General features: G+C 62.0%; 6 protein-coding genes. 2 read left to right on the forward strand and 4 right to left on the reverse strand.

All coding sequences use genetic code 11. The features are described from left to right. Both Q331_RS0118970 and Q331_RS24250 read right to left on the reverse strand, forming a co-directional pair. Window positions 1-266: transposase (locus Q331_RS0118970; RefSeq protein ID WP_026381950.1), on the reverse strand; the 266-nt coding region annotated here is incomplete at its 3' end. Window positions 267-314: 48 nt separating this feature from the next. Beyond that, entirely contained in the window at window positions 315-1,121 is an 807-nt protein-coding gene (locus Q331_RS24250; protein WP_051631364.1) for a toll/interleukin-1 receptor domain-containing protein, read from the reverse strand. Between the two features lie 201 nt (window positions 1,122-1,322). Between Q331_RS24250 and Q331_RS0118980 the strand changes: the two genes are divergently transcribed. Both Q331_RS0118980 and Q331_RS0118985 read left to right on the forward strand, forming a co-directional pair. Continuing rightward, complete coding sequence (locus tag Q331_RS0118980) at window positions 1,323-1,664, forward strand: helix-turn-helix domain-containing protein (protein ID WP_026381951.1); 342 nt, start codon at window positions 1,323-1,325, stop codon at window positions 1,662-1,664. Continuing rightward, the gene (locus tag Q331_RS0118985; protein ID WP_026381952.1) at window positions 1,657-2,883 is read left to right on the forward strand and encodes a type II toxin-antitoxin system HipA family toxin; all 1,227 of its coding nucleotides are present in this window, start codon (window positions 1,657-1,659) and stop codon (window positions 2,881-2,883) included. The genes Q331_RS0118980 and Q331_RS0118985 overlap by 8 nt, the downstream gene beginning before the upstream one ends. A 32-nt stretch (window positions 2,884-2,915) precedes the next feature. On the opposite strand, the gene Q331_RS23610 is transcribed toward Q331_RS0118985, so the two are convergent. Together Q331_RS23610 and Q331_RS0118995 are read right to left on the reverse strand one after the other, a co-directional pair. Then, on the reverse strand, window positions 2,916-4,121 hold the full coding sequence (locus tag Q331_RS23610) for a patatin-like phospholipase family protein (protein WP_084175163.1): 1,206 nt from the start codon (window positions 4,119-4,121) through the stop codon (window positions 2,916-2,918). Then, window positions 4,121-6,418, reverse strand: coding sequence for a Mov34/MPN/PAD-1 family protein (locus tag Q331_RS0118995; RefSeq protein ID WP_026381953.1), 2,298 nt, complete (start codon window positions 6,416-6,418; stop codon window positions 4,121-4,123). The genes Q331_RS23610 and Q331_RS0118995 overlap by 1 nt, the downstream gene beginning before the upstream one ends. Window positions 6,419-6,850 lie beyond the last annotated feature (432 nt).

The raw sequence follows: 6,850 nt of genomic DNA on the forward strand, positions 1-6,850 counted from the left end.
TTCACCTCGGGGCTGCTCGCCTGGCGCGCGGTGTCCCCCGCCAGCCGTTTCTTGCCGGCCTCGAGGAACTCCTTCGACCAGCTGTAGTAGAGGCTCGTCGCAATGCCTTCGCGCCGGCACAGCTCCGCGATGCTCTCCTCGCCACGCAGGCCCTCGAGCACGATACGGATCTTCTCCTCCGCCGAATGATGCTTGCGCGTGCGCCGACGGATGTCTTTCACGACACGATCGGCCGGCAGCTTGGGCGTTCCGGGTTTCTGTCTCATCTCCACTCCTTGGCGGTTACGATGAGCCAGAAACCCTCCTTTACGAAATCACCTCAGATGGCCCATGGGCGCTGATCCCGGACAGTCGGCCAGCGTCGGACTGAACCGGGCAACTTCATCCTTGGAAACCTTGTGCCAGATCGGAAGGATGCGTGTCTGGCCTTGCACTTCGAGTGCGACGAGCCCGTCGAGTTCCTTGTTCGGCCATTCCTTGCCGAAGAAGTGCTCCGAAAGCACGACCACCCCGAAACGGGAGCCGGCAAGCCCGCGATCGATGTTGCGGCGCAGGCTGTCGCCGACCTTGAGCGTAAATTCGTCGTACCAGACGCTCGCACCTCTTTCCTGAAGCGCTTCAGCGAGGGCACGGACAAAGCCGTCCTTGTCCTCGCTGGCATGGGAGATAAAGAAATCATGGCTTTGCTGCTCATCCGGCACAGACTCCACTTGTGGGGCAGAGACGCGGCGGCTGCGAATCTCCGCAGAGACGCGCCGTTCATGCGTCTCGCGTTCACGAATGAGGCGCTTTTGTTCGTCCGCCATCTTCTTGCGCTGCTTTTCGTCTTCCTTTGCCTGGCGGTCTTCGTAGCTGCGCAGGCTCTTGGATTTCTCCGCAATTTTCCCCGCGATATCGGCCCGTTTCTTCTGCACCCCGGCGAGATCCCTGGTGGCACGCTCGGCCTCTTTGGCTTTGCTCTGAAGTGTGGACAGGCTCTTGGTGCGCGCGGCGGAGTCGTTTGCACGGTTGATCTTTGCCAGCAGGTCCGCCTCTTTTTTTGCCTCGCGGGCATCGGCCTTGCGCAGGTCCGCAATTTCCTTGCTGAGCCTGCTGATCTGGCTTTGGTTGATCGAACTCATCGCGTACCGCCTTTTGCCTCTTAAGCCCCTTTACCGCGTCATTGAAAAAACAGCCTCCAGCCTGCCCATTCCCGGCCGAATGATCTATAATAGCATATCTTAAGGTCGGTTTCGATCTGCAATACCAGATCAAATCTCGACACGCACCCCTTGATATGCTAAATTATATCAACAGGCGCATACGATATGTAGTAACAGATCATGAATGAGAATGATGAGATCATCGAAGCCCTCAAAAAGGGCCGGGACGCCAAGGGGCTGAGCCAGCGTGCGCTGAGCGCCCGCACAGGCGTGCCGCAAAGCCATATCTCGAAGATCGAGACCGGCAGCGCCGATCTGCGGGTGTCGAGCCTGATCGCGCTGGCCCGCGCCCTCGATCTCGAACTGCGCCTCGTGCCGCGCAGGGCGATTGCCGCCGTCGACAGCGTTATCAGCCAGACCGGCAGCGGAGCGGCCTCATCCCGGCCGCGCCCCGCCTACCGTCTCGATGATGACGATGATGATGATGACCATCGTCAGCATGAGGAGCACGGCGATGGCTGATGTCTCCGTCCTGAACGTGAAGCTCTACGGCAGGGTCATCGGCACGCTCACCCATGTCCAGGGCGACCGCACGCTCTTCAGCTTCACCGAGGACTACATTGCCGATGGACACCGCCCGACGCTCGGCCTTGGCTTCAAGGACGATCTCGGCGGCCTGATTACCAATCACGCGGCAACGCAGGTGCGCGTGCTGCCGTTCTTTTCGAACCTGCTCCCCGAAGGCCATCTGCGCGATTATCTCGCCGAACGCGCCGGGGTGAATCCGCTGCGCGAGTTCTTCCTGCTCTGGGTGCTGGGGCGCGACCTGCCCGGCGCGCTGACCATCGAACTCGCCGAAGGCGAAGCCTGGCCGCCCGGAACAGGCGACAAGACCGGCGAGCGGAATCAAAGCCGCGAGAACGCACTGCGCTTCTCGCTCGCCGGCGTCCAGCTCAAATTCTCGGCGCTCGGCGACACGAAAGCCAACAAGGGTCTGACCATCCCCGCCGAAGGCGTCGGCGGCTCATGGATCGTCAAGCTGCCCTCGGCCCGCTTCAAAAGCGTGCCTGAAAATGAATTCGCGATGATGAGCCTTGCCCGGCTGATCGGCATCGACGTTCCGGAGATCGACCTCGTTGATCTCACCGCCATCAAGAACCTGCCCGAAGGGCTCGGCGATCTCACCGGCAAGGCCTACGCCATCGCCCGCTTCGACCGCACGCCTGACGGCCCGGTCCATATCGAGGATTTCGCGCAAGTGTACGGCGTCTACCCGGAGAACAAGTACAAGAGCGCGAGCTACCGCAACATCGCGACCGTGATCGGCGCCGAAGGCAGCGATGCCGACATAGAGGAATTCACGCGCAGGCTGGTCTTCAACACGCTGATCGGCAATGCCGACCTGCATCTCAAAAACTGGTCGCTGATCTATCGCGACCGGCGCACCCCTTCTCTCTCACCGGCCTACGATTTCGTCTCAACCATCGCCTACATCAAGGACGACGAGGCCGCCCTCAAATATGCCCGCAAGCGCCGATTCGATGCGCTCGATGCCGACGAGCTCGCCTATCTCGCCGGCAAGGCACACCTGCCCGAAAAGCCCGTCCTCGATACCGCAAAGGAAACCGTCGCCCGCTTCCATGAAGCCTGGGCCAGGGAAAAGACGCACCTGCCGCAAGCCAAAAGCGTCACCGAGGCCATCGATGCGCATCTGGAGAGGCTGCCGCTGGTGAAGCTGTAAATAGAATGGCGTCCTATGGTCGCCATGAGCGTTCAGGCTTCGGGCTTACCGAGCTGGGAGCTGTCTCGCAGGGACGGCATATGCTCTGCAACAAGCGCTTTCGTCAGCTGCTCGCCGCGCCGACTTAGTTTGTCGATCCATTCCTCGGACATTGCCGAGAAATCGGTTGGGTACGCAAAGGCTTCTTCCCGCGAGATGAGATCCTCGGGAGGATATTTCAGACGCCGGTCGTCCTGTCCGAGATAGGGAAGCAGAAATCCCCTGATTCTGCCCGCGCTCTGCAGGTCAAACAGGCGTTTCATCGCTTCATTCTGGGCTCGATCGTGGATGCAGGCAAAAGCGCTGCTCAAACGAGAAAGCAGGAACTGGCTCGGCGGATCGAAGCGCAGACCGTAACCCGCCCGGCAGCAGATGATCGTGTCGATCTCCGTGACGTTCAAACTGATCTGCGGATCACGGTCCGGCCAAAGCGGGGCAAGTCCGAGATTGTCGTACACGCCGCCGTCCGTCAGCGTAACGCGCTCCTCCCGCCGCGAACCGTCCTTCTTATTGAATGGAATTATCTCGTCGAGAGCGGGCAGAAAAAGCGGATAGGCGGCGGAAGCTGTCACCGCATGTCCGAGCGTAAAGTCGCGGTCAGCGACCTCACCAAGGCGCCAGGACCCTGAGCTTTGCCGTGAGAAATAAAATGCGGAGCCGGTCCGAAGATCGGCGGCATTGACAATCAGGAGAGGTCCATCGGCCGGCAGATCGCGCAGGCGCCGACCTTTGAAGACATCGTCATCGAACACGCGGCGCAGGATTGTCGTTCTGCTTGCGAACCGGCGAAATGGCGGCCGCAGACCATCAAGCCGCCAACGGTCCCGCTTCGCCGGTGGCACCAGCAACGAGATGGCGCGCGCAGTTGCGGCAATCGCCCGCAGCAAAGCGCTTGTCGGGACAAGCACGGCCCAGCAATAAGCAGCACGCAAGCCCTCGGCGGTTTTGAAGGTCTTGCGGAGTGCGGGCCGGACAAAGCCTTGCGCCAACAGGCTGCGAATACGTGCTTCGAAATCCGGAAATGCGCCTTGATGAGCGGCGTAGAGCCCGCCGATGACGCTTCCACCGGAAACTGTGGAAACCACAGAGACACGGTCAAGAATGCCCAGTTCATCCAGGGCTCGCAGGCAGCCAAGGTGAAACGCGATCGCACGTGACCCGCCGCCTGACAGGGCCAGTCCTATCTTGGGCTCGGCCATTACTCTGCCCCCGCCGCTCTCAGGCCATCATCATGCCCGGTCGTTGATGGGAGTGCTTCGCGGTTCGCCAGGATTGCCCGCACGTTCTTGTCGCCGACGATCAGCATGAGCGCGGGCAGCGTGTCCATGTCAAAGAGCGTGGCAAGCCAGTCAATCTGCACGAGATCGGTCGCGCTCGGAGACGTTCCCGCGCGCGGTGGATGAGAGTGCCATTCACCGATGTAGCGGACATGACCGCCGGTACGCCGCAGGACCTCGTCGAGATATTGCTGAACACCTTCGGTCCCGCGCTCAAACCCATTCCGGCTGGACTTGCTGTCAGGGGGCGCGGGGGCCGCGTCGATCAGGTGGATGCGTTTCGCCGGAATATCGACGAGACCTGTCAGCACGCCGCCGGTCTCATTCGGCAAGCATTCCGCCCGCAGTGCCCGTATGCGGGCGATAAGCCGCTGATCGAGGGAAATCGACCAATCCCCCGCTGCAAAACACTCAACCGGCGACGGAGTCGCTTCGTGCACCTCGACGCCGCCGTGCTGCGACATCGACCATACCTTGATCGTGCCATCGGGTTGATCGAAGGCATTGCCCAGCCCCGCCGCCAGCAGACCGCTGAGGGTCATCACGCGCGATTCCGGGATCAAATTTGTAATAGCGCGGCATGCACCGGTGTAGGCATAGGTCCCGCCGGGCTCGTCGAGATGGCTTGCCAGGGCCGGCTCGCGGGCGAGAAGCCCTAGATACTGCGCTTCCAGGTCACGTAGATCGACCGACCGGTTCGCCGGTTCGGCGAGCAGAACGGCATCGCGGCCCGCCGGGTTGAAGAATGCGCTCGCGCGTCGTGCCGGTGACGGATGATCCGAGAGGGCGCGCGCTGCGAGGACGGAGGCTGTTGCATCGATGATGACCTCCGCTCCCTGGAGAGCTTCTTCGACACCGTTGGCTCGATCTCCGTCCAGCAGGTTGACTTCGATGCAACCTGCGATCGCTGCGGTGCTGTGGAGCGTCTTCGATAGAGCCTTGGCAAGCTGCGAGGCTTTCCCCTTCGTGACGCCGTCGCCCCGGGCCGTATGGCGGGCGAGATTGTGCGGCAGGATCAGGTCATCGTCGATGACCGTCCAGCAAAAGCGGCCTTCCCGGACGAGGCAGTCGGCAAGGTGGGAACCGGCGGCGCCAGCCCCTACCAGCACGCAATGGCGCTCATCGAGCCCGCTCCTGCCGGATAGCCGTGTGGCGAGTGTGCGGTCGAACTCGTAATGAACTTCGGCCGATTGCGCTGCAATCTCGCGCACCAGGGTTTCGTCGACCTGGCCAGGCGTCAATGGCGGCACATAGCCCACCTTGCTGCCTTCTCCGCGCTCCGCACGAATAGCTGCGCCGAGTGCGACTCCGACATCGCCGACGCTTTGCTGGGTGACGAAAGCTCTGAGGTCGGTGCCATCCTGCTGCGCCCCATCGGGCGCAATAATCGGCATCTCGACGATAATCGCGAAGCGGGAATTGATCCGCCATGCGGCGGGCGGCTCCTCGCCGAGCCAGGTTGCCAATCGGCCACGCAGATCATCAAACAGACTGATGCCGCGTTGCTCAAGCATGTCCGCGAGACTGCCGAGGTTGTGCGGCGCGAAGGCGAGCCGTTGCATGTTCTGCGGCGACACGCGGTAGCTCAGCACGCAAATCGGCTCGATGTCCTCGATACTTCCGGCATACGTGCCAAGCGGCATGACCCGAAGCGTTTGACGGCGCTCGGCTTCGTGAACACCGATAAGGTCTTGCTCCGCGGCGCAGCCAACCAGTTCGCGGGGGATGATGAAGCTGAGAGGGCTCCCCAGCATCAGTGGCTCAATCGGCTGCCGCGCGTCGTGGAGTTCGCCTTTTGCCGCGCGCGAGAACCAGGTGAGGACGCGATCGAGGAGTTCGGCAGGAGTCCAGGTCAGCCGTGCCTCCTGCCACGGCCTGTCGTCCACACAGATCGCACGCGGACAGCCTTCCAGAACGAGCTGCTGGTGAGGCGTGTCCGGAAAATCCTCCCGCAACATATAGACCACCGGCATCGCATCGGCGGAGGCGAACCTTACGGCTATCCGCTCGGCGCGCTTGATCGCGTAGAAGCTGCGCTGAGGACGGCCGGTTTGGAAATCGAGGATGATGAGATCGCCAAGCTCTCCGTGGCGGCTTTCAACGAACCGGGCGAGAGGCGCGCCGTGCCGTTCGACGAAACGCACAAGCGCAGCCGCTGCCGGAGAGCAAAGGTCTTCGGCAGCAGCTACTTCGAAGTGGGAAAGCCAGGCATCGATCATCAGCCGGCCCGCGGCGTCGCCGCTGCGGCGGTGCTGCTGACAGCCGGTGCGGCAACGTCGAGAGCTATCCCAAGGGCCGTCACCTTATAGGCGAAGGGCTTCGGATCGGACCTGGAAGGCTGCTCCATCGTCACGACGAACTCGCCATCCTGCTCGTTGGAAATCCGGCGGTGGTAATTCGCGGCCTGCCGGTGAGGCGGCTGGACGCTCTTGTCTTCTTCCGAGCCTTTGGCCGGGATCGGACAGGACGGCGAAACTGTCCGGGATCAGCGCCCATGGGCCATCTGAGGTGATTTCGTAAAGGAGGGTTTCTGGCTCATCGTAACCGCCAAGGAGTGGAGATGAGACAGAAACCCGGAACGCCCAAGCTGCCGGCCGATCGTGTCGTGAAAGACATCCGTCGGCGCACGCGCAAGCATCATTCGGCGGAGG

It is taken from the genome of Afifella pfennigii DSM 17143, from assembly GCF_000688515.1.
GTDB classification, from domain to species: Bacteria; Pseudomonadota; Alphaproteobacteria; order Rhizobiales; family Afifellaceae; genus Afifella; species Afifella pfennigii.